Genomic DNA, 22,017 nt, shown 5'->3' on the forward strand with positions numbered 1-22,017 from the left:
CCACGTCACTCAGATTGGTGTGGCATAACCGTTCGTTAGCGCCCATGGCCCTGGCTATTATTGCTGCCGGCTTGACCTTTTATGTTCCGGTTAGCGTAGTTTTCCTGACTTCTCGAGGGCAGTCCCTCGAAGATATTTTCATTTTCGAGAGTATTCTCTTAGCGAGCATCCTTGTTGCAGAAGTACCCAGCGGGCTTATATCGGACAGAATTGATCGCCGGTGGGTTATCCTTTCCGGTTTCGTATTCAACGGGTGTGCGGAAGTTGTTTTTGCGCTGGGTAACTCGTTCACTGCGTTCACCTTGTCATTTGTGCTGAGCGGCCTAGGAATTGCGATGCTCACCGGCACGCAGGATGCCTACATCTACGAAGCTCTCGGCGACGATGCAGATCGGGACTCAGTTGCGGTGTGGGGACACTTCGGCGCCCTTGAGTTAGTGGCCGGGGTCTTTGCTTCGTTCGTGGGTGGAGTGCTCGCAAAGATTGATGTTGCTTTGCCGGCTTGCGCGGCCGCTATCGCTGCTTGTCTAGCCTCGGTAGCGGTTCTTTTCCTCCCACCACAACCCGCTTCTGCATCTGAAAAAGCCACGGAAGAAACAGCACTTGTTTCTTTGAAGCAGGGAATTAGCTTGTTGTTCAGCTCCCCGGTACTGCTGTATACCGCTGTCGCTTCGGCAGCGGTCTTCGTGCTCTTCAATTCAGTGTTTACGCTCAACCAGCCAATTTTTGATCGAGTTGATGTACCGCTTGCCTTCTGGGGTTTCATCGTTGGCGGTGCGCAATTAGCTGCGGCAGTTTACGATCATTTCTCCGGGGTGATCGTTGAGCGAGTCGGCCGGCGAGTAGGCCTTCTCCTCGCTTTCGGATACGGCGTCATTGGATTTATCTTGATGATGATTCCGCACATCATATGCGTAATCAGTGGTTTCACATTGGTGGTTATCAGCATGTTCGCGCGTGGACCGATCACTCGGGCAGTCGCTAACAAGGAAATTCCGAGCGAGCGCCGTGCGACAGTTTTAAACGTGGCGAGCACACTGGGAAGTCTCATCGGAATCTTGCTCAACCCGGTCATCGGCTGGGGCGCAGATCAAAGTCCGGTGGTGACGGTGGGTGGAATCGCCCTTGTTCTTTTCTTCGTCATGCTGACTTGGATTCCAATCGCAAATCGTTACGTTCAGGTCAAGGAAACGAAAGAGGAGCAACGGTGAAGAATCTTAGCTGGAAGTCGTACGTATCCGTAGCTCTGCTGATCTTTGTGTGCCATGCCGCGTATCCCATCTTGGACCTCATTCAACCCGATAAGCGCTACTACGCCGGGTACCTGGCCTTAGGATCAATACTCGCTTGTAGCCTCCTCGGTTTGATTCTTCCGCTGCGCCTGGTATCCCGAAAATCCTTAGTGTTGTGCGGGATCAGCATCTTTATCGGATTGGTAGCAGGTCTGGGAATGTGGCCGCTGACGTGGGATAAGGTTCTGGATATGCCGCGCTTTTTCGGTGGTTATTTCCTTGTGAATTGCGGAGTTTATACCTTTGTCTGCTTACTGGCCTGCCGCTTCCGCAAAGAAAAAATCCGTTATGAAACTTTCCTCCGGCAGCAAGCACAGAACCAAGATTTGCGCGCCCATGAGCACGCTCCGGGCACAACCGCGCCGAATGCGCCAACATCCGATGTATCGACACCGGACGAACCAGCCCCTGGCTTATAGCCCGCGCGCCAACTAGATCATCACGCTAGGTGATCTTTCCAAGTATATGAAACGCTTCCTCAAAGTAGGATTCGGTGTGCTCGAGGATGATCTTCCCTCCGGCTTCGATGCGAAAGCGAACCGCCGCAACCTCGAGAGAAGCGGGATCCACTTCTTCGCCGTTGAAACCAAGCCATTGCACGGTGATATCTGAGGGCTCAATCTGTTCTGCGGTAGGCACACATTCCGTATACGGGATATCAAATACCTTCCCGTACGCGGCGACGCACACATCGCCCTCATCCCGATATACCGTGAAAATCTTCTCCCCGGCAGTAGCCTGATTGACAACGATGTGCGCATCCTCGGGAATCGTAGGAGTTCGGTCAATATAGAATCCTGGAACGATATTCCAGTAGATCGCGCCTATCGCCCCGAGCCACGCAACGAGCACGGCAAGAACAACCATACAAGCCGTTCGAAAACGCAGGATATTCCTGATCGTTCTAGGACTTAGTATCGTCGTTATATCAGTAGCCATATCACCTCCGCTGGGCGCGCGTGCCGCAAGCGCTATCTGCTAACCAACGCCTGCGTCATCCTCATTCCCTCGATTCTATTCTGATATTACGGAGGTCGGGTGCGGGAGCGTTCGGATTCCCCAGGCGCACGGTATTCCAACCTTGACGTAAGGAGATCGAGGTATTCGCCCAGGAGAATGCGCCGCTGAAAGATCCCGTTGAGAGGCCGCCGAGCACATATGCGTCGTCGTTCACATTTACGTGGAGGTCACGCACCTCACCGCTACGGTATTCAATACCGAGGCGATACGTGCCAGCTTCCGGTGCATAAACGGAGGTAAGAGTAACGTCATTACCCGCGCCACCTAGCCACCGTGTTGTCCCGCTCGCAACCCGGGTTTCGCCCCGCATCACGCCATCGGTCGTCGCGAGGGTATAGGGCAGTGAGCTCGGCGCAAATTGGTAAGCGCGGAAATAATCAATCTCGAACGTCTTCGGATACGGAATCGCGGGATCGAAGGGGCCGGTCCAAGAATCAGCTTCGCGTTTCTCGTACAGGCCGAGGTAGGTGAGCATCGGATAATTCGGGGATAGCGGGGTGGAGAATTTCTCAACGCCGTCGATGTACACCTTCATCCCCGAGGGCTTCCATTCAAAGCCGTAGGTGTGGAAACCTTCAGAAAGATCGGTGCCGGTGGAAATCTTGGTTGTCCAGGGGAAGAGCCGACCCCAATCACCCCAGGGGTGAATCGCGCTTTGCGCCACTGTGGCGTTATTGCGCCCGAGGATCTCAAAAATATCAACTTCGCCGTTCTGGCGTGACCATCCGCCCTGCCCTTCGGGCACGTCCTGGTTAGCTCCGGTCATCCACCAGGCGCTGTGCAGGCCTCCCCCGCTCGCGGCGCGGGCTCGCAACTCGAAATATCCGTATTTCTGGAGATGCCCCCGGAACGGCTGCGTATGCTGCGCGATCCCGGGGTACTTGGTCCACTCGTGCAGATAGTCTTTTTGATAGGTCTGCAGCGAGGAAACCCGCGTCGAGCCGTCAAAGTTCGGGTCCCAGGGTTGCTGGTCCGCGGTGATCTTGAGTTTGAGCGTGCCGCCACTCACTTCGTAGTTCGCTTTGGTGCCGGGCGAGGTTGACCAATGGGGTAGATAGCGGTCCGTGAACAGGGCATCGTTGACGCTTGTGCCGTTGAATTCGGAAGATGCGGTCAGCACCATTCCTTCTTTAGCCGGCGTGGATGGGTCAATAATCTGTTCCGGGGCAGCAACGCTACCGCCCAGGTCTTTCGAGGGAGCCGCGGCACTGGCGCAGGGAAGGAGCGTTGCTGCGCCAACCACAGCGAGGAGCGCAGCACTGCTCACACTTCGCCGTAGAAGCATATTTTTACCGAGTTTCATGAGGTGTCCTTTCGGGAACGTGCTTCACCTTCGGAGCGGCATTGCTCCATGCTCCGGCCAGCTGATAGAAGTGGCATCCATGCGTTACTTCACCAAGAGCCGGTCAGAAACACGAGTTGTCGGGTTGAGGTAGGGATCAAAATCGATGATTTCTCCGTTGATCTCAAAGCGATAGCGCCCGAGTTGGCGAACCTCCGGAGCCCCGCGGAAACGCGTGGTCCAGGCGCGCACCGCCGCTTTTTCTTCGTCACTGAGCCAGGCCGCCGGGCACGAGCATTGCGCGAATTCACACGCAAGGGCCGCCTCCGCGGTCAAGGCATTAACCTCGGGAGAAAGCAGCGATCCGCGGGTACGGAAGTAGGCAACATCGGGGTCGCAATCAAGGAGCGGCTTGAGCCAGGTGCGCGAGAGCGAATTCCGCAGCGCATTGACCACCGCCGGCCCGGATGGGTCCCGCACCCGTTCACTATTATCCCAGTAGGGTGCGGTATCCGGGCCAACCCGGACCCCGTCCAGCACGCCGAGGGACGCGTTTATAACCGCTCCGGAACCGAGCAAATACACCTCGTCACCCAGGGCGGCACGAATTGTTTCCAGGCCGCTTCGGTAGGCGTCTTCGCGCGGCATACCGCCCGTGCGTTCCCCGGCTACTGCGGCGGCATAGATGAAATCAAGTTTGAACATATCCACACCCCAGCTCTGGATCGCGGACATAGTGGTCGCCAGCCAGTCGTGCGATTGGGGCTTGGAAAAATCGAGCGCGTAATAGTTTTCTCCCCAATTATTACCGGTCACGGTCAGGGAGCCATCCGCGTTGTGGAGGAACAGTTCCGGGTAGGAGGAGACCACCGGAGTATCTGGAAGGGCGATAAAGGGGGCGACCCACAGCCCGGCTTTCAGGCCCGCATCGTGAATCTTGGCAAACACATCCGGCATGCCCGCGGCGAATTTCGCGTTGGCCCGCCAGTCCCCGACTCGGCGTTCCCAGCCGTCGTCGATCTGAATGGTGCCGTAGCCCAGCTCCCGTGCGGGCGCTATTTCCGCGGTAATAATCTCCGCGGTTATTTCTTCAAACCAGGAATACCAGGAGGACCACACCGGTCCGAGCGTTTCCGCCGCCCGCAGCGGGGTGCGCTCCCCCAAATATTCTTCTTTAAGAACACCCGCGTAGCGGCCAAATGCCTGCGGTTCGGTCCCTATGCTCACCAGCCACGAAGCTTCCCCGGCTTCCGCGCTGGCTGCTACTTCTTCCGCGGTGATTCTCAAGAGCGGCGAGGAGGCGTGCACGGCTCCGATAAGGAGAGTGCGCCCTTCCGGGCCGCTCAAGGCGGTGACCATGGACGAGTGGTGCTCCGTGGGAGTATCCGTTGCGGCGTCGTCGGCCGTGAGCGCGCGTGCGGGCTTGTCCCAGATTCGCCACGGTTCGCGGCGCAGCGTCCACCACCGGGTGGGGGTCCAGGAATTCCACCCGTGCCGGTAGTATTCGGTGGCGCCCCACGGGTGGGAAAGTTTCCACGACGTTCCGGTAATGAGGTAGTCGCTTGTATTAAGTGGTACGACGGCGCTGGCCCCGTGGACGGTGAACGTACCTGAGTCGGTGTGGATGTCCATGTTTTCTCCGCGAAAGATATCCGGCGGAGTGCGGTTTGCCCGAGTGCCTAACCGCACCCCGCCGTGTAGGTAATGGGGTTACTTGGTGAGGATGGAGTTCACCTTGTCATTGAGCTTGGCCAGTGCCTCGGCCGGCTCAACGGAGAGCTGTTCGATCTCATCGAAGGTGACCTGGCCTTCCGTTGCGATCTCATTGCCTTTATCGGTGATCGGGTAGTAGGCGAGGTTGGAGGCATCCTTGGTGATTTCGGTGAATGCCGAAACGTCCCGGCCTGCCTTCTCATGCGATTGGGCGGCCTTCTCGGAGTATTCGGTCAGCGAGGGGAAGACAACCGCGTCTTCGGCAACAATGGACTGGCACTTATCCGAGGTGAGGAACTTGACCCACTGGAACGCAGCTTCGGGATTCTTTGCCTGCTTGGTGATGGAGGGAGCCAGGCCGTTAATGATGGTCTTGCGGCCTTGCGGGCCTTCGGGAAGCGGGGCGAAACCGAACTTGTTCTTCTCCGAGCTAGACCACATCTTGATACGCCAGGAACCGTCCGGAACCAGCGCGGCCTTGCCCTGTTCCATCATGGGTTCCAGGCCCAGCGGACCGGCAATTTCCAGCGGGGTAACGTAGCCGGCTTCGATCTGCTTTTGCCACCAGGTCATCGCTTCGGCGAGCTTGGGATCGTTCATCTTGTACTCGGTGCCGAAGGGATTCTTATCGAGGTACTTGAAACCGTTGGAGAGGGCGAACCACGACCACTGGCCCTGGCCGACGATTCCGCCGCCCTTTTCCAGGCCCCAGCCGTAAACCTTGACATTGTTCTTATCGAAACCGGGTTCATCGCCGCGCTTGCCGTTATTATCAATGGTCAAATGGGCGATGAGCTTGCCAAAGGTACCGCCGTCTTGCGGATTCCAGGTCAGCTTCTTGAGCTCATCGGCGGAGACTCCCGCCTCTTCGATGAGTTTGGTGTTGTAGACAAATGCGATGGTGTCCCAGTCCTGCGGGATGCCGTAGCGCTTACCGTCCTTGACCCACAGGTTGGCGAGTTCACCGGTGTACTTGGAGAAATCGATCTCCCCCTCTTTCATGTACTGGTTGAGGTCCAGGAGCTGGCCCTTACCCGCGAGCTCGGGATAGTACTGCACGTGGTTGGTAATAACATCCGGCGCTGTGCCAGAAACGAGGTCGGTGGTCAGATTCTTCCAGTAGTCATCCCAGCCCTGCTGTTCAATCTTGACCTTGATACCGGTTTCCTTTTCAAAAGCAACCGCGCACTTCTGGTAGGTGGCCTGCTGGCCAGCGTCCCAGAGCCGGTAGGTGACTTCTTTGGAGTTGGACTCTTTGCCAGAGTCACTTTTCCCTTGGGATACGGAGGTGCCGTTGGAGCACGCTCCCAATGCGAGGCACATAGTTGCACCTATGGCGACCAGTTGCGATACCTTACGCATCTGAGTTCCTTTCTCGAAGGTGACGTCGTCGTCGTTACTTATTTCAATTTTTGGGTACTTGACTTGTGCCCGCCTATTTCGCGGCGGTCAAACCAAGAGAGTTAACCAGGCGCTTACCGAAGATAATGAGCAAGATGAACATCGGGATGATCTGCAAGGTCGCCGCGGCCATGAGACCGGCCCAATCGGGGCGGGTGGAGGGTGAAGACTGCGCGAAAACGGACAGGGCCACATTGAGGAGCCGCACGGAGTCACCCTTGGCGATGAGTTGGGGCCACATGTATTCGTTCCATCCGAATACCGCTTGAATAATCGCGAGGGTGGTGATGGGTGCGGCGCACATGGGCACGATCATTTTCCGGAAAACCGTCCACCGGCTCGCGCCGTCGAGCATGGCGGCTTCTTCCACTTCCCGCGGGAGCGACAGCATGAATTGGCGCAGGAAGAAAATCCCGAAGGGGCAGATGAGCACGTACGGGGCGAGCAAACCCTGGAAGGTGTTGATCCACGCCAATTTGTCCATGAGCACGAAGTTGGGGAGGGCCACGAAAATCGGGGGAATCATAAGCGCCACCAGCAGCGTGACGAAAAGGGTATCCCGGCCGCGGAAGTGCAGGCGTGAGAGCGCGTAGGCCGCCATGGTGGAGGTGGTCACCTGAGCGAAAACCAGAATCGCCACGAAGAGCAGCGAATTGCGCATATAGAGCCAGATGTTAATGGTGGCCGCCGTGCCTCCCGCGGCCACGCTTTCTTCCGGGGTTGTCATGCCCAGCACCCTCCGGAAATTGATGGTGGTGGCGTTCTCGGGGATGAGGGAATAGTTCCCGGAGAAGATTTCCGAATTGGGTGTGAGCGCGGTACGCAGCGCCCACAGCAGCGGAAGAACCGTGACAATAATGAGAAGAATAAGCAATCCCCATCCCGCCACTTTTCGGGCCGTCACGGGCTGGTGCCGTTTTTTCGTTGTGCGTGCGATCAGCTTCATTGTTCTTCCCAGCCCCTTAGTTCATATCGGATTCGTTGGAGCGAGCGAGCCGCAGCTGGATGATCGTAATAACAACCAGAGCCAGCATGAGCACCACTGCCATCGCGGAGGCATAGCCCATATCGAATTGTTCGAAGGCTTTCTCGTAGATATACAGGTAGATCACTCGGGTGGAGTTGCCCGGCCCGCCCGAGGTGGCAACCGAAACGGTGTCAAAGATCTGGAAGGAACCGATCATGGAGACCACCACAACCATGACGAGGATGGGGCGCAGCAGCGGGAGGGTGACGTGGCGGAACGTTTGCCAGGTGGAGGCGCCTTCCGTTTCCGCAGCTTCGTAGATCATGCGGGGAATTGTTTGCATTCCCGCGAAAAGCAGCAGCCCGGTATAGCCCATATTGCGCCAGGAGTTCACCAGAGCCACGGTGTAGATCGCGATATCCGGGTTGCCGTAGAAGGAAATGGGACCAACCCCGATAAAACCGATGAGGTGGTTGAGTAGGCCAACCGTGGGATCGAGGATGAACAGCGTAATGGCCGCGATCGTGACATTGGGAACGAGCCAGGGGAGCAGCAAAACGGAACGCACCAGGGTGGATTGCGAAACCTTTTGCATGAGGAAGGCGATGCCGAGTCCCAGGATGGTCTGGGTAGAGATATTCACGAGCACGTAGATGACCGTCACCTTGATGGAGTTCAGGAAGGTGTCGTCCGAAAGGAGCCGCGCGTAGTTATCCCAGCCCACCCATTTCGCATCCTCGAGCAGGTTCCAATCGGTGAAGGACATGTGGATGCCGCGCACAATCGGAATGAGGTAGAAGACCACGAATCCGATGACTGCCGGAGCCAGGAAGAGTACCGCCGCGCGCCCCTCACCCTTGCGGTGGAAGCGGCTCCCGCGCGGAGTTCCTTGCGCGCGTGGTTTCTTTCGTGCGGGTACTACGCCGTTCTCGGCTGTAGCTGCGGCTGTGTGCATCATCGCCTCCATACCTGCCGGGGCAGGTTTTCGCTTCATTGCGTATCCAGTATCTGGTCCAGTATCTGGTTACCGGTTGCCTCGCGAACATTATTACGTTAGTTTCTTTAGTATGTCAAACGTTTCGAAGTTCCCGGCTGCGGTGACCCGCAGGGTGCAGCGCCGCATGAACCTCCTTGCGGCGTGCCAGTACCTGGTGCGCGAATCGCAGACTATCGCGGAAATTGCGGGGAAAATTGGCGTCACGCGGCCGGCTGCGGAAAGCATCGTGGCCGATCTTGATGATTTGGGTTGGCTCAAACAGCTGGAGCCCGAAAACACGCTGGGGCGCCCGGCGGTGCGCTGGGTGCTGGACGAGCAGGCCGTTTACGTGCTCGGTTTAGATATTGGCGCGCACCATTGCACCGCGATGCTCTGCAATGCCCGAGGCGAGGTTCTTGCCGAGCGCACCTGCGAACTTTCCGCAGCTCAGGTGGCTAATGAGCGTATTGACGCGGCCGTCGATTTGGGGCGGAGCACCCTCGCGGACGCGAAACTAGACGTGAGAGATATTACACTCTGTTCGGTCGCGTCACCCGGTGTTATTAACGACGGCGCAGTTGAGTACTTCGGCGGGAGTGGAATGCCTGGGTGGCAGGGCAGCGACATCGCAGCCCAAATCTCCAGCAGGCTGGGCTGCCACACGGTGGTGGCCGGCGATTGCGCCCTCGGTGCCCTCGGGGAAGCCTGGCAGGGAGCCGCGGAAGGCCACGACGAAGTGCTGTATATCCTCTCCGGTGAACGTACCGGTGCAGCCGCCATCGTGGGCGGGCGTATCCACCGCGGGCTGCGAGGCGGGGCCGGCCTGATCGGCGAACTTGGGGTACTGCGCTGGCGCGATATCGAAGCGGCAACCCACGCCCGGGAGCTGTACCCCGAAGGGGACGTTCCCTCCCGCACCAAGATTTTCGAGAGCGTGGATAGCGATCCGCGCGCCCGCGATTTCGTTGATGACTTCGCCGATGCTCTCTCCCTGGGAGCTTCCGCTATGATCCTCGCGCTTGCCCCCTCCCACGTGGTGGTGGGCGGGAAATACTCCGCCTATGCGGATACGTTCTTGGAGCGATTCATCGAGAACTTACGGAGGATCTGCCCGATTATGCCGGAAGTTTCCGTATCAGCCCTGGGCCCGCGCGCTATTTGCTTAGGAGCATTGCGGCAAGGACTGGACACCCTCACCGATGACCTCACGCAGATGGCTTCTTCCTCGGAAGTATTCCCATCCGTCCAAGGTTTCCAAGAAATTTACCGTAGATAACTAGTTCGATTTTGACGTGGTTGTCCGGGTTGGCTGGGCGGCACGTCCTCAGCGGAAGAAGTGGCCATGACACCTCCCCCACACCTCCTCAAGGTGTACCGCAGCATCGATGCTCTGCTCACCTATGCCCAGGAATATCTTGATCTTGATACCCGCGATATCACCCTGACCCGCAATCGCATCTTTGAGATTTTTTCTCTGAATTCGTACCCCGGAGCGGAAAAAGTTCGGGCTGTGCTCGATAGTGATGAGGGTGCGAAGCCCGCCCCCTCGAGTCCATCGGGTGCAAATCCCGCGCGCGGTGGCAGGCCCGATAGCGTGCTGAACGAGTTTCTGGACGCATGCGAAAACGCCGCGCTCATTGAGCCGGGTGGCCGAGCAGCTCTGGCCGATAGGGTCATGGGAATCGTAAGCAGCCCACCCTCCGTTATCCGCACCAAGTTTGCCGCTTTGAGCGCTGCGGCGGGTGGCCGAGCGGCTATGGAATGGTTCTATAACTACGGCGTGGCAAATGACTACGTGAAGCGCAGCGTGCTTGACCGCAATCCGCGTTTCGAATCTCAAGGCCTGATTATTACCATCAATTTGGCCAAGCCCGAGTTCAAAGACCCGCGTACCGCGGCGAGTGGAAATTCCCTTGCGGGCGGCTATCCCAAATGCACGATCTGCCCGGAGAACGAAGGCTTTGCGGGGCGATCTAAAGCCACTCTCCGCACGGTGCCCCTGCGTTTAGCGGGCCAGGACTGGTTCTGGCAGTTCTCTCCCTACGGATATTTCACGCAGCACGGGATCGCGGTGAACACTAAGCACATCCCCATGCATATCGACGAAGCCACCTTTGACAGGCTCATGGACTTCGTTGATACCTTCCCCGGGTACTTTATTGGGTGCAATGCCACCCTCCCCCGGATCGGGGGCTCCGTGCTCGGGCATGATCACTATCAGGGCGGCCTGGAAACCCTCCCCCTCCACACCACCCCTGCTCGCCAGAGCTACACCTCGGCAGAAGAGTGCGCCGTCGTACTAGAAAGCGTGGAGTGGCCCGGAAGTGTGCTGCGCGTTGTGGGGCGTGACCGCGCGGCCGTGCGGCGAGCCAGCTACGGCATCACTCGGGCGTGGAATGCGTACACGAATGAGCGGCTCGGCATTATTTCGCGGGACGCGGAGGGGCAGCATTCCGGGGTATCGCCCACCTGTGTGCGTACCGAGCGTGGCTACGAAATGAACATCATTTTGCGCTCGAATATCACCAGCGAACGCTATCCGCAGGGAGTTTTCCACGCGCACCCGGAGTTTTTCCCCGTCAAGCAGGAATCCATTGGTCTGATCGAAGCGCAGGGCTTGTTTATTTTGCCGGCTCGTTTGCAGCGGCAGCTCGCGCTGCTCGCGCAAGCTTTGGAGGATGGACGGGGCCTGCCCGAAGAGCTTCCGGAATTCGCCATGATTTTCGAAGAGATCCGCCGATTGCTTGGTGAGGCCCGCGATAAGGAAAGTGTGGAGGATGCGATCCGGACCGAACTGGGTAGCGTCTGCGTTCGCATTCTCGAAAATACCGCAGTTTTCCCGAGCGAAGCGGATACCGCGAGCTTCCTGGCTGAATGCGGCTGGTATCCGCAGGCGTGATACCGCACGTCCGCACAGAACTAGACAACAGGTTTGTGAAAAGAGGTTAGTGATGACAACTGTTTTAGTAGCCGGAGGTGCTGGCTATATCGGCACCCACACGAGTATTGAACTTCTTGAGCAGGGTTACACCGTGGTGTGCGTGGATAATTACGCGAATTCCAGCCCGGAAGCCGTGGAGCGCGTGCGCCGGATTACCGATCATGACCTGCCCGCTTACGATATTGACGTTCGTGATACGCAAGCCCTCGACCGGGTTTTCAGCCGCCACTCGATTGACTGGGTCATTTATTTCGCCGGGTTCAAAGCGGTGGGTGAATCCGTGGCGCACCCACTCAAGTATTACGAGAATAATATTGGCGGGGCGCTGGCATTGCTGTCGGTTATGCAAGCCCATTCGGTGAAGAAGATTGTATTTTCTAGTTCGGCCACGGTTTACGGGGATCCGGTGTCTTTGCCGTTGACGGAGGAGTCTCCGGCGGGGATGGCCACGAATCCGTACGGGCACACCAAAGTGATGACCGAGCAGATTTTGGAGGATATCCAGAAAGCTGACCCGGAGTGGACGGTGGTGCTGCTGCGGTATTTCAATCCTACTGGCGCCCATCCCAGCGGCTTGATCGGAGAAGACCCCAAGGGAATCCCCGCTAATCTCACCCCGTATGTGGCGAAAGTTGTGGTCGGCGAGCTGGACCACGTCCAGGTTTTCGGCGATGACTATGACACCCCGGACGGTACCGGTGTGCGCGATTACATCCACGTTGTTGATTTAGCACGCGGACACGTTGCTGCGGTTGAGAAGGTCACTGCGCCGGGCGTGTACGTATATAACCTGGGCACCGGCCACGGCTCCTCGGTTTTGGAGGTTATTCACGCCTATGAAAAGGCCGCCGGGATCAAGATTCCCTACCGGGTGGTTGCCCGGCGCCCCGGCGATATCGCTTCCAGCTATGCCGATGCCAGTAAAGCCGCGCGTGAATTGGGCTGGCGGGCCACCCATTCCCTTGATGAGATGGCGGCCTCTTCCCTGCACTGGCAGCGAATGAATCCCGCGGGCTTGCGGGGCTAAGCAGCGCTTAGAGCGCCCCGCTGACCAGGCGGGCCCCACAGCTTGCCTGCGCTAGCAGCAGTTCCGGGGTGGGGAATCCGCGGGCTGCGGCCGCTTCCATAACACCGGCCGCGAGCGCCTCTACTTTGCCAATCGGAACCAGCGCGATTGCGGAGCCGCCGAATCCGCCGCCGGTCATGCGTGCGCCCAAGGCGCCGTGCTGGCATGCTGCTTCAACCACGCAATCCAGTTCGGGGCAGGAAACCTCGAAGTCATCGCGTAGCGATGCGTGCGATGCGTTGAACAGCTTGCCAAGGGTGTGGAAATCACCTGCCCTCAGGGCTTCGATGGCACGGGTCACGCGGGCGTTTTCGGTGATAACGTGCCGCGCACGCCGGGCGTGCACCCCGCTGAGCTTCGCTTGCGCTCCACTAAGGGTGGCGATGTCCTCCGCGTTTGCTTCACGCAAGGAGCTCAGCCCCAGAACCTTTGCGGCTTCTTCGCATTCCTGGCGGCGATTTCCGTATTGGCCGTCAGATAGGGAGTGCTTGGCGCGGGTATTGATAACAACGAGTTGCAATCCGGCTGCCGCGAAATCTGCGGGAATAAGGCTGTGCGTGTGGGAGTGGAAATCTAGCGCAACAGCTGCGCCGTCGTTCCCGAAGACGGATACCGTTTGGTCCATTCCGCCTGTGGGCGCGTGCGCCACTTCGTTTTCCGCGCGGATGCAGGCAGTGACAACAGCGTTCGGTTCTTCCTGAATGAGGCGCGGGTTGATCGCGCATGCCATGGCGCATTCGAGGGCTGCCGAAGAGGAAAGCCCTGCTCCCAGCGGAACGCAGGAGACGATGGCCGCGTCGTAGCCGCGCTGCACATCTAATGCCCAGGCGGGTCCGGCAGCATAGGAAATCCACGATCCCGGCATAGCGGAATTGATATCTTCAACGTACCCCTCCCACAGTTCACCGTGCTCGGATATCAGCCGAACGCGGTTATCGCTGCGCACGCTCAGGGCAACGTAGGTGCGGTGCGGTAGCGCGATGGGGAGGCACAGCCCGGCGTTGTAGTCGGTGTGTTCGCCAATAAGATTGACTCGCCCGGGTGCGAAAGCCACGCGTTCAGCCGTTTCGCCAAATGTACGGGTGAAAAGCTCCTGAGCCCGCCGAGTTCCTTCGGCAGTATCCCACGCAGCGGTGAAAGCTAATGACATTGAGTGTCCCTATGCTCGCTCGTCGTTGAGAAACAAGCCAAGTTTACCAGAGCGGAATAAGCGATTTGGCGAGAAGCGATGCAGCGTCACAAGCCCGTTCCTCCCGCCGCGAAGCTATGCGTTTCATACGTATTTCGCTCGTTTTAACCATATGGGAACACTGGTTTTTAGGTTAGGATTGTAACGAAGTATGTAGAGAAAGCTAGGAGAGGTCGTGAGTACGGATGACGAGCAGACTGAACGCTTTCAAGAGAGGCGTGGCCCGGGGAATCGAAATCTCGACGACCCCGGATCTATCCAAGAGATTGCGTCAGAATCGCGAAGCAATAAGGAAGCGGAACACGGTCGAACAGGCCTGGATCCTCACCGGGAACTCGCTGCGCCAGGCGATGTCGGATTATCGCAAAATGAGCTGAAAATTCTCGAATACGCTCAATTTCATGCTGGACCACTTCCACCGGCGCATGAGTTTGCAGCATATGAAAAGGCCCTACCCGGGGCTGCGCGCACCATCCTGGAAATGGCGCAGGCAAACCAGCAATCAATCATTGAGGACAATCGAAGGTTAACCCAGACCGAAAAATGGTCGTCTATCCTGGTTAGTGCTTCTTTTGCCTTAGTTCCACTTGCGTGTCTCGGCATTGCTGCGCTTTCTGTCTGGACGGGGAGCGACGCGGGGACCTGGGCTGGTTTTGGCGCTGCGGCGATAACTTCTGCACCAAAACTTATCGCCGCAATAAAGGGGAAAAACGATGATGAAAGTAGTCATTAGCTAAAAGAGCAACTTCCCGCGTAGAGGGGCAATAACCATGGACCTCCTTCCCGAAGTTACGCAACGCTCATATGAGCAGGCACGCCGAAATCGCCTATTTCTCGAAGCTCTCGGCACCATGCGTGAAAGCAAGGGCATCTCTCAAGACCTTGTTGCCCAACGCCTCGGCGTAACACCGGAGTGGGTCTCCGAGTTAGAGTCAGGGGTCATCAACCCTACACTGCAACGGCTGCATTCCTACGCGGTAGATATCGGCGTCGCCATCGAATACAACGTAAGAGACCTCGACGTTGAGTAACCATTCCGCGCGCCACGCCCCCACCTCTCCGGCTCTGCGCTGAAAAATCCGACCGAGCTTCCCTCGCGCCGCACCCATGCGGGAAAATATAGCCATGCAGTTTTCCCATACCTACGAGATCAGCGCCCCCGCGAGCGCCGTCGCCACCGTTCTCATGTCCGAAGAACTCGCCAACCGCCGCCTCGCAGCGCTCCATACGCAACCGTCCTCCTTCACGCCCGGCGCCGAGCGCGCGGTCATGACGGTGCAGGTCAGCACCGACCAGCTTCCCGCGCAGGCCCAGCGTTTCCTTTCTTCCGGTTTAGCGGCCAGTATTGTATTCACCCGCAGTGGGAACGACGTCGCAGCGCAGTTGGAAGCCAAACTCCCCGTCCACGCCAGCGCTGATTTCCAGGTTTCCGGTTCCGGGCCGGCCACCGTCACGGTCACCGGTGAGGTGCGGGTCTCCATTCCTTTCGTCGGCAAGAAAATTGAAGAGAAAGTGGCCCAGTACGCCGCGAAAGTGGTGGAGCACGACGCCGCGCTTATCCGCGAGATCATCGCGCAGGGCTAGGATGCTCGCCCGGCATGCTGCCCTTCTCGGGGAAGGCTTGCCGAAGCGGCCGAGCCAGGTGCTTTTTCGCAGCCAATTTTTCTGTCGTAGTAGCCACGTAGGATGGGTTCATGATTAATCGCCAATATGAAGATCTGCTTGCCGATATCCTCGCCAATGGGACTCGCAAGGGGGACCGCACCGGCACGGGTACCCTCTCTGTCTTCGGGCGCCAGCTGCGCTACCACCTGGCTGATGGTTTCCCGCGTATCACCACCAAGTTCGTGGCCATGAAGCCCATTAAAGGGGAACTGCTGTGGTTCTTGCGCGGCTCTACCAATATTGAGTGGTTGCAGCGCAATGGCATCACCATTTGGGATGAATGGGCTGATGAACATGGTGAGCTCGGCCCGGTCTACGGCTACCAGTGGCGCAGCTGGCCCGCGCCGGATGGCCGGCATATCGATCAGATTTCCCAGCTCCTGGAAACCCTGCGCAGCAACCCGGATTCGCGGCGCATGATTGTTTCCGCGTGGAATGTGGCGGATCTGGATAAGATGGCGCTCCAGCCCTGCCATGCTTTCTTCCAGTTCTACGTGGCTGATGGCAAGCTGTCCTGCCAGCTCTACCAGCGCAGTGCGGATATGTTCCTCGGGGTGCCTTTCAATATTGCCTCGTATTCTCTTCTCACCCATATGATTGCCCAGCAGGTCGGCCTGGATGTTGGTGATTTCGTGTGGACGGGCGGGGATTGCCATATCTACCTCAACCATCTTGATCAGGTGCGCGAACAGATTTCGCGTGAGCCCTACCCCTTCCCCACCCTGGAGCTGCGCAAAGCCGATTCCCTCTTCTCCTATGAGATGGATGATATTTCGGCCACCCAGGGCTACCAGCACCACCCCAAGCTCACCGGCGCGGTCTCGGTCTAGGAGGAAGCCATGCTCATTGCACAAATCTGGGCGGAAGCCCATGACCACGCCCTCGCGAAAGGCTTGCGGCTGCCCTGGAATGTTCCAGAAGATTCGGCCTTTTTCCGGGCGGCGGTGCGCGAGCGGCCCGTTATTATGGGGCGGAAAACCTGGATTTCAGCGGGGCGGCGGCCCATGCCACACTCCCCCACCATCGTGGTGAGCACCCAAGAAGATTTTGAGGTTCCCGGTGCCCAGCTGGCCGCGAATCTTGAGGAGGCGTTCACGCTGGCCCGCGCTACCGGGGCGGATGCCGCCTGGGTATGCGGGGGTGCCGGGGTCTATGCCGAAACCCGGGAATGTTCACAGGTGCTTATCCGCACTGTTATTGATGCCGATGTGGATGCTGATATTTTCGCGCCCGCAATCACCCCGGAATGGGAACTGCGGATGTGCTCGCCGGGAGCCGCTCATGAAGGCTGGCATACCTCGCGTACCGGGCTGCGCTACCGGTACGAAGTCTGGGCTCGCCCCGGTGTTGCTATCCCGGAGGGTCTGCTTCCCGCTACCCCGGATGCGGCCTGGCAGGTGGCCTAAATGCCGCGTGCGGGCGCCGGCCGCGGGCTAGGCAGCGCGCGCACTGTGCGGGTCGCTGCCGCCCTTGCCGCCGTGGCGCTCAGCTGCGCGGCCTGCACTCCAGCTGGCAACGCGGGCGGGCAGCCCTCCCCCACCCCGCGGCCCATCACCGCCATCGTGCAGCTGGGCGATTCTTTTTCCTCCGGTAACGGGGCCGGCGCCTACGAAGAAGATACCTGCCGGCGCTCCCCTGATAACTACTCCGCCCCGCTCGCCCGCGAACTCGGCGCCAGCTACACCAACGCCTCGTGCTCCGGGGCGCGCACATCCGATATAGCCGAACAAGTCAGCGCTGTCACCCCAGCGACCTCGGTCGTGTTCCTCACCGCCGGCGGCAACGATGCCAACTTCTCCCAGATCGTCAGCTCCTGCTTCGTGCTCCGCGCCCCGAAGAGCTGCGAAGAAGCCATGAACGCAGCCACCGCGGCCCTCCCGGCTATCGAGACCGCCACACTGGAGATCCTGCGGTCCATTAATGCCGCCTCCCACGGCCAGGCCACCGCTATCCTGGTGGGCTATCCGCGGCTCTTCGCGGAACACTCCTACCTCATCCCACCGGTCGTGGAAAGCTATGATGCCGGGGCTGCCCTCGCCCAGCTCCAAGGCGCCGCGGACGCCATGCAAGAACGTGTCACCGCACAGATGCGGAAAGAAACCGGCTCCGAGCGTTTCCTCTTCGCCTCCACCCAAGCACTATTCGCCGGGCACGAACCGCACGCCCACGCCTTCCGCGACAGTGAGGACAGTGAAGACAGTGAAGAAGCCTGGCTCGTCTCCCCCTTCACTTCCACGGATATTCGAGCCTGGATGCATCCCACCGCGCGCGGCTACCGCGAAATACACGCCTACCTGCGCGAGCTCCTCGCCCAAGCCGGCTTCGCCATCCTCTCAATCCCCGAAAGTGCTCCAGCAACACCGTAGCCTCCTGCCCGAGCACTGCTATCCGAGTAGACCTGATGTAGCGGCTTCCGGGAGCTGCACACCTAGCTAGCCTCCGGTTCGGTCATTGCCGCCGGATTCACCCACGTGTCAAAATCAGCCGCGCTCACCTGCCCCGAAGCAAGCGCGACCTCCCGCAGCGACGCCCCGCTGGCCTGAGCGGCGCGGGCCAGCTTGGCTGCGGCGTCGTACCCAATATGAGGAGCGAGTGCGGTGACCAGCATGAGATTGCGGTCCAGGTGCGCGGAGATGACGTCCTCGCGCGGGGCGATGCCGGCCGCGCAGAAACGTTCGAAGGTGCGCAGGGCGTCGCCGAGGAGGCGCAGTGCCTCCAGCACCGAAAACACCATGACCGGTTTGTAGACGTTGAGCTGGAAATTGCCCTGCGAGCCGGCGAAAGCAACCGCGGCGTCGAAACCGAAAATCGCGACGCAGACCTGGGTGAGGGCCTCCGCCTGGGTCGGATTCACCTTGCCCGGCATAATCGAGGAACCCGGCTCGTTATCGGGGATCGCGATTTCACCGATGCCGGTGCGCGGGCCGGAGGCATACCAGCGAATATCGTTCGCGATCTTCATGGCCGCGGCGGCCAGGGTGCGCAGGCTAGCCGAAAAAGCCACGAGGTCATCGTGGGCGGCCAGCGCCGCGGGCAGATCATCCGCGGGGCGGAACGGCAAGCCGGTCGCCTCCTCGAGCAGCTCGCAGACCCGCGCCGCGAAACGCGGATGCGAATTCAGGCCGGTACCCACCGCGGTACCGCCCAGCGCCACCCGGTACAGGCCCCGCACTGCTGCCCGCACCCCCGCGAGCGTGCCCTCCAGCTGCGCCGCCCAGGAACCCACCACCTGATCCCAGCGGATCGGGGTGGCATCCTGCAGATGGGTGCGCCCCACCATCACCACATCCGGGAACTGGCTCGCGCGAGCGCGGAACGTGGCCGCCAGGGCCTCCACCGCCGGGATGAGGTGGCGGTGCGCCTGGCGAGCCACCGCCACATACATCGCGGTCGGGAAAGCATCATTCGAGGACTGGCCCTTATTAACGTGGTCATTGGGGTGCACCGGGCTTTTCCCACCGCGCTGGCCGGTAGCGATCTCATTCGCGCGCGCGGCAATCACCTCATTGACGTTCATATTCGTTTGGGTGCCCGAACCGGTCTGGAACACCTTGAGCGGGAATTCCGCGTCGAGCACGCCTTCGGCTACCTCGCTGGCAGCGGCGGTGATAAGGGTGGCGAGCTGCGGATCAAGTACTCCGAGTTCGGCATTCGCGCGGGCGGAAGCGCCTTTGAGTAGCCCAAAGGCGTGGATGAGGGGGCCGCCCCAGGTGTAGCGTTCCCCGCCGATGGGGAAATGCTGGAGCGAGCGAGCGGTCTGCGCGCCCCAGTAGTGCGCGGCGGGCACCTCGACCGGGCCCATCGAATCCGTTTCCGTGCGGGTGAGCTGAGCTGCGGCGGCGGGCTGCGTTGCGGCGGCGGTGCCGGCCGCGCCGGTGAGCTGATCCTTTGTCATGATTCCAAGGGTAGCGCCTGCGCTACCCACGCACGCCCTGCGCCGTCTTGCCTACGCCACTGAAGTGGCATCGCTCACGCTCGCGGTATTTGGCCAGGAAAGCCGGCCGCGGGCGGGCCGCGAAGATCTGCGCGCGCTATGTTTATTAGGTAAAGTCAGGCGCGGACGAAGGAGGGTCATGGCTACGGAGCGACGACGCGGTTCTCGGGCACTTGATACTCCCGCGCGCGGCAAACGCGCCTCGGCGCCCGCGCCCTCTCCCACCACGGAAAAAGCAGCGCTCCGGGAAGAACGTGACCGGCTGCGCACCGAGTGCGAAAACCTGCGCGAAAAGTACAACAAGCTGCGCGGTGAGAACGACAAGCTGCGAGGCGAAAGCGCCGCGTTCCACCGCGAAGCAGAGGCGCTGCGCGCGGAAAATACCCAGCTGAATGCCGAAAATTCCCAGCTGCGCGGCGAGCATGAGGGCGCCCGCGCGGAGGCGGCCACTCTCCAGAGCCGCGTTGCCGAGCTGGAGGGCCTGGTGGCTGATTTGCGTCGTCGTGAAAAAGAATTGGAGGCGGGCGTGGTCTATGCCTCCGGCGTGGAGCAAAGCGCCGTGACCGCGCAGGCCCGCAGCGAGGACGCGATGCGGCGCGCGGCCCGCCTGGTTGCGCGCGTGCGCGGTTTAGAGCAGCAGCTGGAAGAAGAACGACGGCGCTACGCGGCCCTCGAAGCGGCGGGGCGGGCTCGGGAAGCGCGCCTGACCGTGGATTCGGCGCGCACGTCGGCCGCGCATGAGGAACGTTATACCAGCCAGATCAGCACCCTTGAGGTGCAGCTGCGCGAGGCGCGGGCCCAGCTGGCCGCCACCCGCACCCAGCTGGAGACCAGCGAGAATGAGCTGGCCGAGGCGCAGGCGGAGCTGAGCGAGGCGCAATCCCACGCGCAAACCCAGCGCTACCTGAGCCTCGGAATGGGAGGACTCGCGGCAGCGCTGGGTATTGCTTTGCTCATTGTTCTTCTCTAATAAGACGGCACGTTCAGTACATTGACGTATCGCCTTATTCCAAGGAGGCCAGCACCTTCAGAGAAGTTTCCAGTGTGGCATCGATAGCTTTCGTAACAATCTCACGATCAGGTTCGTAGGAAGTCATATCCTCGTCCTCATCCTTGAGGGGATTACCATCGATAGCCAAGATGGCTCCCGATTTAACCCGGTGAATTGAAGCCGTAATGAATAGCGCGGCGACCTCCATCTCGACTCCGATGGCCCCGGCATCACGCCATTTTGGTTGGTCATTGCCCAGGATCGGACTCGGGTAGAAGTTAGCGCTGGTGATAACGACACCCGCATGCGTATTCAAATCGGATTCCTCCGCGGTGCGCACGAGGCTACTCGTGACCTGGAGATCAGGAACCGCGGGATAATTCATGGGAACGACAAGTTCTGTGTAGCCATCACACCGCACAGCACCGGTAACAACAAGAAGGTCTCCGTCTACCACATCGCGCTGCACTCCACCCGCTGTACCAGCGCGGATGATGTATTTCGCGCCGCCTCGGCACAGCTCTTCAAAGCAGCACGCAGCACCAGCTGCACCAACGCCGTGCGAGGCAACCGTAATGCGTTTTCCTTCGTATTCCCCAACGTAGGAATGATATTCGCGATTCTTCGCGATGGGCTTCGCGTTGGCGAGAAGGCCGGCGGCTTTTGCTGCTCGATCTGGGTCACCAACCACCAAAACTCGATCAGCGAGTTCCGCTACCGGGATCTTCGTGAGCGCCAGCGTTTCATCCTGCCCCTGCCGGAGCGGGACGTATTCATTCTTAGTCATCTATTTCTCCTTTGAAATCCTAAATATCTGATAGTGCATCGTGGCACGGGCAGGAAGGATCCACCTCCAAACGAGCCACCGTTTCAGCGAGTGCTTTTTTGATTCGGGGCTGGCCATCGGCCACGGTTCGCCACACCAGACCCGCCGTGACCGGAGCGTCCTGGACTCCTTCGACACCGGCGTCGAGATCCGAAACAAACGAGAGATTACAGACGCACATCCCCAGTTCACGAGCCAAGGTTGTTTCCGGATGCTGCGTCATCGAGATGACGGAAAACCCTAGTTTTTGGAACACCTGTGACTCTGCACGAGTGGAAAAGCGTGGGCCCTGGATGACTACTGCCGTTCCACCGTCATGGTATTTCTCCTGCAAGCTATCCAGTGCCGCCACCGCCGCATCGTGCAGGCGGGGACAGTACGGATCCGCTACCGACACATGGACGACCTTCGGGCCTTCGTAAAATGTTTGATCCCGCCCCCAGGTTCGGTCAAAATACTGGTCAGTAATGACGAAGTCTCCCGGTGCGTAATCAGCACGCAGAGACCCCACGACAGATGAGGTAACCAGCGTCGAAACACCAAGGTTATGCAGCGCTTTCAGGTTAGCTCGGTAGTTAATCATGTGGGGCGGAACCCCGTGATCCTTACCGTGCCTTGTCATGAAAGCGACTTCTTTTCCTCCGATTTCTCCAATCGATACTTCAGATGAAGGCCTTCCATATTCAGTATCGACAACAACATGTTCCGGGTCCTCTAGAAGTTCATAAAGTCCTGACCCGCCAATGATTCCCAT

22 protein-coding genes are annotated in these 22,017 nt (G+C 59.4%); 12 read left to right on the plus strand and 10 right to left on the minus strand.

The features are described from left to right. Window positions 1-44: 44 nt before the first annotated feature. Together CZ322_RS00585 and CZ322_RS00590 are read left to right on the plus strand one after the other, a co-directional pair. Window positions 45-1,211 carry an MFS transporter gene (locus CZ322_RS00585; protein WP_087071112.1) on the plus strand — a complete coding sequence of 389 codons (1,167 nt, stop codon included), beginning with the start codon at window positions 45-47 and terminating at the stop codon, window positions 1,209-1,211. Then, complete coding sequence (locus CZ322_RS00590; protein WP_087069781.1) at window positions 1,208-1,711, plus strand: hypothetical protein; 504 nt, start codon at window positions 1,208-1,210, stop codon at window positions 1,709-1,711. Before CZ322_RS00585 ends, CZ322_RS00590 begins: the two co-directional genes overlap by 4 nt. A 25-nt stretch (window positions 1,712-1,736) precedes the next feature. Here CZ322_RS00590 and CZ322_RS00595 read toward each other — a convergent pair whose 3' ends face one another. The 6 genes from CZ322_RS00595 to CZ322_RS00620 all read right to left on the minus strand — a co-directional run bounded on the left by CZ322_RS00595 (window position 1,737) and on the right by CZ322_RS00620 (window position 8,669). Further along, on the minus strand, window positions 1,737-2,159 hold the full coding sequence (locus tag CZ322_RS00595) for a hypothetical protein (protein WP_087069782.1): 423 nt from the start codon (window positions 2,157-2,159) through the stop codon (window positions 1,737-1,739). A gap of 133 nt (window positions 2,160-2,292) precedes the next feature. Beyond that, window positions 2,293-3,615, minus strand: a complete 1,323-nt coding sequence (locus tag CZ322_RS00600; protein ID WP_087069783.1) for a family 16 glycosylhydrolase — start codon at window positions 3,613-3,615, stop codon at window positions 2,293-2,295. Between the two features lie 84 nt (window positions 3,616-3,699). Next, window positions 3,700-5,226 (minus strand): glycoside hydrolase family 36 protein, encoded by a 1,527-nt coding sequence (locus CZ322_RS00605; RefSeq protein WP_087069784.1) that lies wholly within the window; start codon window positions 5,224-5,226, stop codon window positions 3,700-3,702. Window positions 5,227-5,304: 78 nt separating this feature from the next. Beyond that, complete coding sequence (locus CZ322_RS00610) at window positions 5,305-6,669, minus strand: ABC transporter substrate-binding protein (RefSeq protein ID WP_087069785.1); 1,365 nt, start codon at window positions 6,667-6,669, stop codon at window positions 5,305-5,307. Between the two features lie 73 nt (window positions 6,670-6,742). Next, window positions 6,743-7,654, minus strand: coding sequence for a carbohydrate ABC transporter permease (locus tag CZ322_RS00615; RefSeq protein WP_087069786.1), 912 nt, complete (start codon window positions 7,652-7,654; stop codon window positions 6,743-6,745). Between the two features lie 16 nt (window positions 7,655-7,670). Then, window positions 7,671-8,669, minus strand: coding sequence for a carbohydrate ABC transporter permease (locus tag CZ322_RS00620; protein ID WP_234984396.1), 999 nt, complete (start codon window positions 8,667-8,669; stop codon window positions 7,671-7,673). Between the two features lie 73 nt (window positions 8,670-8,742). On the opposite strand from CZ322_RS00620, the gene CZ322_RS00625 reads away from it, so the two are divergent. The 3 genes from CZ322_RS00625 to galE all read left to right on the plus strand — a co-directional run bounded on the left by CZ322_RS00625 (window position 8,743) and on the right by galE (window position 12,619). Further along, a complete protein-coding gene (locus tag CZ322_RS00625; protein ID WP_159454960.1) occupies window positions 8,743-9,927 on the plus strand; it encodes an ROK family transcriptional regulator in 1,185 nt (394 codons plus the stop codon). A 66-nt stretch (window positions 9,928-9,993) separates the two neighbouring features. Next, on the plus strand, window positions 9,994-11,550 hold the full coding sequence (locus tag CZ322_RS00630; RefSeq protein ID WP_087069787.1) for a galactose-1-phosphate uridylyltransferase: 1,557 nt from the start codon (window positions 9,994-9,996) through the stop codon (window positions 11,548-11,550). Window positions 11,551-11,602: 52 nt separating this feature from the next. Further along, window positions 11,603-12,619 carry a UDP-glucose 4-epimerase GalE gene (gene galE / locus CZ322_RS00635; RefSeq protein ID WP_087069788.1) on the plus strand — a complete coding sequence of 339 codons (1,017 nt, stop codon included), beginning with the start codon at window positions 11,603-11,605 and terminating at the stop codon, window positions 12,617-12,619. 7 nt (window positions 12,620-12,626) lie between these two features. On the opposite strand, the gene galK is transcribed toward galE, so the two are convergent. Then, window positions 12,627-13,808, minus strand: a complete 1,182-nt coding sequence (gene galK / locus CZ322_RS00640) for a galactokinase (protein WP_087069789.1) — start codon at window positions 13,806-13,808, stop codon at window positions 12,627-12,629. Window positions 13,809-14,022: 214 nt separating this feature from the next. Between galK and CZ322_RS10050 the strand changes: the two genes are divergently transcribed. The 6 genes from CZ322_RS10050 (at window position 14,023) to CZ322_RS00670 (ending at window position 17,878) form a co-directional block, all read left to right on the plus strand. After that, the gene (locus tag CZ322_RS10050) at window positions 14,023-14,580 is read left to right on the plus strand and encodes a DUF2335 domain-containing protein (protein ID WP_200807157.1); all 558 of its coding nucleotides are present in this window, start codon (window positions 14,023-14,025) and stop codon (window positions 14,578-14,580) included. 37 nt (window positions 14,581-14,617) lie between these two features. Beyond that, a complete protein-coding gene (locus CZ322_RS00650) occupies window positions 14,618-14,878 on the plus strand; it encodes a helix-turn-helix domain-containing protein (RefSeq protein ID WP_087069790.1) in 261 nt (86 codons plus the stop codon). Window positions 14,879-14,972: 94 nt separating this feature from the next. Beyond that, the gene (locus tag CZ322_RS00655; protein ID WP_159454961.1) at window positions 14,973-15,431 is read left to right on the plus strand and encodes a DUF2505 domain-containing protein; all 459 of its coding nucleotides are present in this window, start codon (window positions 14,973-14,975) and stop codon (window positions 15,429-15,431) included. Between the two features lie 110 nt (window positions 15,432-15,541). Further along, complete coding sequence (locus CZ322_RS00660) at window positions 15,542-16,342, plus strand: thymidylate synthase (RefSeq protein ID WP_087069792.1); 801 nt, start codon at window positions 15,542-15,544, stop codon at window positions 16,340-16,342. A 9-nt stretch (window positions 16,343-16,351) separates the two neighbouring features. Next, window positions 16,352-16,918, plus strand: a complete 567-nt coding sequence (locus CZ322_RS00665) for a dihydrofolate reductase (RefSeq protein WP_087069793.1) — start codon at window positions 16,352-16,354, stop codon at window positions 16,916-16,918. Next, window positions 16,919-17,878 carry an SGNH/GDSL hydrolase family protein gene (locus tag CZ322_RS00670; protein WP_087069794.1) on the plus strand — a complete coding sequence of 320 codons (960 nt, stop codon included), beginning with the start codon at window positions 16,919-16,921 and terminating at the stop codon, window positions 17,876-17,878. Window positions 17,879-17,940: 62 nt separating this feature from the next. Here CZ322_RS00670 and CZ322_RS00675 read toward each other — a convergent pair whose 3' ends face one another. Further along, the gene (locus CZ322_RS00675) at window positions 17,941-19,314 is read right to left on the minus strand and encodes a class II fumarate hydratase (protein ID WP_087071115.1); all 1,374 of its coding nucleotides are present in this window, start codon (window positions 19,312-19,314) and stop codon (window positions 17,941-17,943) included. Window positions 19,315-19,585: 271 nt separating this feature from the next. On the opposite strand from CZ322_RS00675, the gene CZ322_RS00680 reads away from it, so the two are divergent. Continuing rightward, window positions 19,586-20,416, plus strand: coding sequence for a hypothetical protein (locus CZ322_RS00680; RefSeq protein ID WP_087069795.1), 831 nt, complete (start codon window positions 19,586-19,588; stop codon window positions 20,414-20,416). A gap of 34 nt (window positions 20,417-20,450) precedes the next feature. Here the strand turns inward: CZ322_RS00680 and CZ322_RS00685 are convergent, their stop codons facing one another. Together CZ322_RS00685 and CZ322_RS00690 are read right to left on the minus strand one after the other, a co-directional pair. Continuing rightward, window positions 20,451-21,224 carry a nucleoside phosphorylase gene (locus CZ322_RS00685; RefSeq protein ID WP_087069796.1) on the minus strand — a complete coding sequence of 258 codons (774 nt, stop codon included), beginning with the start codon at window positions 21,222-21,224 and terminating at the stop codon, window positions 20,451-20,453. Between the two features lie 19 nt (window positions 21,225-21,243). Continuing rightward, window positions 21,244-22,017 (minus strand): MTAP family purine nucleoside phosphorylase, encoded by a 774-nt coding sequence (locus CZ322_RS00690; RefSeq protein ID WP_234984397.1) that lies wholly within the window; start codon window positions 22,015-22,017, stop codon window positions 21,244-21,246.

This window comes from Actinotignum timonense, from assembly GCF_900155575.1.
Classification (GTDB): domain Bacteria; phylum Actinomycetota; class Actinomycetes; order Actinomycetales; family Actinomycetaceae; genus Actinotignum; species Actinotignum timonense.

Coding starts and splice junctions, on each gene's coding strand:
- CZ322_RS00585 (WP_087071112.1), top strand. CDS start 45: ATGGCCCTGGCTATTATTGCTGCCGGCTTGACCTTTTATGTTCCGGTT.
- CZ322_RS00595 (WP_087069782.1), bottom strand. CDS start 2,159: ATGGTTGTTCTTGCCGTGCTCGTTGCGTGGCTCGGGGCGATAGGCGCG.
- CZ322_RS00600 (WP_087069783.1), bottom strand. CDS start 3,615: ATGAAACTCGGTAAAAATATGCTTCTACGGCGAAGTGTGAGCAGTGCT.
- CZ322_RS00605 (WP_087069784.1), bottom strand. CDS start 5,226: ATGGACATCCACACCGACTCAGGTACGTTCACCGTCCACGGGGCCAGC.
- CZ322_RS00610 (WP_087069785.1), bottom strand. CDS start 6,669: ATGCGTAAGGTATCGCAACTGGTCGCCATAGGTGCAACTATGTGCCTC.
- CZ322_RS00615 (WP_087069786.1), bottom strand. CDS start 7,654: ATGAAGCTGATCGCACGCACAACGAAAAAACGGCACCAGCCCGTGACG.
- CZ322_RS00620 (WP_234984396.1), bottom strand. CDS start 8,669: ATGAAGCGAAAACCTGCCCCGGCAGGTATGGAGGCGATGATGCACACA.
- CZ322_RS00625 (WP_159454960.1), top strand. CDS start 8,743: ATGTCAAACGTTTCGAAGTTCCCGGCTGCGGTGACCCGCAGGGTGCAG.
- CZ322_RS00630 (WP_087069787.1), top strand. CDS start 9,994: ATGACACCTCCCCCACACCTCCTCAAGGTGTACCGCAGCATCGATGCT.
- galE (WP_087069788.1), top strand. CDS start 11,603: ATGACAACTGTTTTAGTAGCCGGAGGTGCTGGCTATATCGGCACCCAC.
- galK (WP_087069789.1), bottom strand. CDS start 13,808: ATGTCATTAGCTTTCACCGCTGCGTGGGATACTGCCGAAGGAACTCGG.
- CZ322_RS00650 (WP_087069790.1), top strand. CDS start 14,618: ATGGACCTCCTTCCCGAAGTTACGCAACGCTCATATGAGCAGGCACGC.
- CZ322_RS00655 (WP_159454961.1), top strand. CDS start 14,973: ATGCAGTTTTCCCATACCTACGAGATCAGCGCCCCCGCGAGCGCCGTC.
- CZ322_RS00660 (WP_087069792.1), top strand. CDS start 15,542: ATGATTAATCGCCAATATGAAGATCTGCTTGCCGATATCCTCGCCAAT.
- CZ322_RS00665 (WP_087069793.1), top strand. CDS start 16,352: ATGCTCATTGCACAAATCTGGGCGGAAGCCCATGACCACGCCCTCGCG.
- CZ322_RS00670 (WP_087069794.1), top strand. CDS start 16,919: ATGCCGCGTGCGGGCGCCGGCCGCGGGCTAGGCAGCGCGCGCACTGTG.
- CZ322_RS00675 (WP_087071115.1), bottom strand. CDS start 19,314: ATGGGCCCGGTCGAGGTGCCCGCCGCGCACTACTGGGGCGCGCAGACC.
- CZ322_RS00680 (WP_087069795.1), top strand. CDS start 19,586: ATGGCTACGGAGCGACGACGCGGTTCTCGGGCACTTGATACTCCCGCG.
- CZ322_RS00685 (WP_087069796.1), bottom strand. CDS start 21,224: ATGACTAAGAATGAATACGTCCCGCTCCGGCAGGGGCAGGATGAAACG.
- CZ322_RS00690 (WP_234984397.1), bottom strand. CDS start 22,017: ATGGGAATCATTGGCGGGTCAGGACTTTATGAACTTCTAGAGGACCCG.